This is a genomic window from Azospirillum sp. B506 (genome assembly GCF_000333595.1).
Classification (GTDB): Bacteria; Pseudomonadota; Alphaproteobacteria; order Azospirillales; family Azospirillaceae; genus Azospirillum.
This window is the reverse complement of record NZ_BADK01000454.1, coordinates 1-1757: the sequence shown is the minus strand read 5'-3', so window position 1 is coordinate 1757 and position 1757 is coordinate 1. Positions and strand designations below refer to the sequence as shown.

1 protein-coding gene is annotated in these 1757 nt (G+C 64.8%); it reads left to right on the top strand.

The annotated features are described in order from the left end of the window. Nucleotides 1–144: 144 nt before the first annotated feature. The coding region (locus tag I71_RS13750; protein ID WP_042695422.1) for an ATPase at nt 145–1757 on the top strand (1613 nt) is incomplete at its 3' end.

The following is a 1757-nucleotide window of genomic DNA, read 5'->3' as shown; positions in this document are numbered from 1 at the left end:
CGCAGACCATATCGATCCGCAGGCTTTGTTGTTCGGCAGATTTATTTTTGACAGACTGGCAGAACAGCGAGCTTTACTATGAGAGCGGCAAAAAAGAGGAAATCTTAAACAATCTGTCATGCGAACTTATTTCGGGGAGGGCGAATGGGGCCGACGGCGGGGCGCCAGAGGGTGATCGCGGTCCGGCGGACCTACAACAGGTGGGTCGCCAACCAGACGCTGGAGGATTACGCACTGCGCTTCACCGCGCGGAAGGCGCGGCGATGGTCGCCTTCGCGCGTGGCCAACACCGCGCTCGGTTCGATTTCCTTCCTGGCACTGGAAGCCATCGGTGGGGCGATCACGCTGAATTACGGCTTCACCAACGCGCTCTTCGCCATCCTGACCGCCGCCGCCCTGATCTTCGCCAGCGCGCTGCCGATCAGCTATTACGCCAGCCGCTATGGCGTGGACATGGATCTGCTGACGCGCGGCGCCGGCTTCGGCTATATCGGCTCCACCATCACCTCGCTGATCTACGCCTCCTTCACCTTCATCTTCTTCGCCATCGAGGCGGCGATCATGGCGACGGCGCTGGAGATGGCGTTCAGCCTGCCGCTGGCCGCCGGCTACGTCGTCAGCTCGCTGGTGGTGATTCCCCTGGTCGCCTACGGCTTCACCGTCATCAGCCGCCTTCAACTGTGGACCCAACCGCTCTGGCTGGCGCTGCACGCCCTCCCCTTCCTGTTCATCGCCGTCCAGGACGGCGAGGCCTTCGCCGCCTGGACCCGCTTTCCCGGCCGGGCACCGGATGCGGCTGGCGGCTTCGATCCGATGCTGTTCGGCGCCGCGGCGTCGGTGGTGTTCTCGTTGCTGGCACAGATCGGCGAGCAGGTCGACTTCATCCGTTTCCTGCCCTACGACCCCGACGCGAAAGGTCGCAAGAAGCTAGGCTGGTGGGCGGCGCTGGTGGCGGCCGGGCCGGGCTGGATCGTCATCGGCACCACCAAGCTTCTGCTCGGCTCCTTCCTGGTGGTGCTGGCGCTGCAGAACGCCGTGCCGCTGGAACTGGCGGCGGAACCGACGCGGATGTACCTCGTCGCCTTCCAGTATGTGACGCCGTCACCGCAGTTGGCGTTGGGCCTCACCGGCCTGTTCGTCGTGCTGTCGCAGCTGAAGATCAACGTCACCAACACCTATGCCGGCTCCATCGCCTGGTCGAACTTCTTCTCGCGCCTGACCCACAGCCATCCCGGCCGGGTGGTGTGGGTGGTGTTCAACGTCGTCATCGGCCTGATGCTGATGGAGCTGGGCATCTACAAGACGCTGGAGCCGGTGCTGGGACTCTATTCCAGCGTCGCCGCCTCCTGGATCGGCGCGCTGGTCGCCGATCTGGTGGTGAACAAGCCGCTCGGCCTCAGCCCCCGCCATGTCGAATTCAAGCGCGCCCATCTCTACGACATCAATCCGGTCGGCGTCGGTGCCATGCTGCTGGCGACTGCACTGTCGATGCTTGCCTTCCTGGGCGGGCTGGGGACGACCCTGAAGGTCTGTGCGCCTTTCCTCGCCTTCGCCGCCGCTTTCGTCGCCGCCCCCGCCATCGCCTGGGCGACCCGCGGCCGCTACTATATCGCGCGTCGCCCTTTCGAGGACTGGAACGGCGAGGAGGCGATCCCTTGCCGCATCTGCCAGCATGCCTTCGAACCGGAGGACATGGCCTTCTGCCCGGTCTATGCCGGGGCGATCTGCTCGCTCTGCTGTTCGCTGGACGCCCGCTG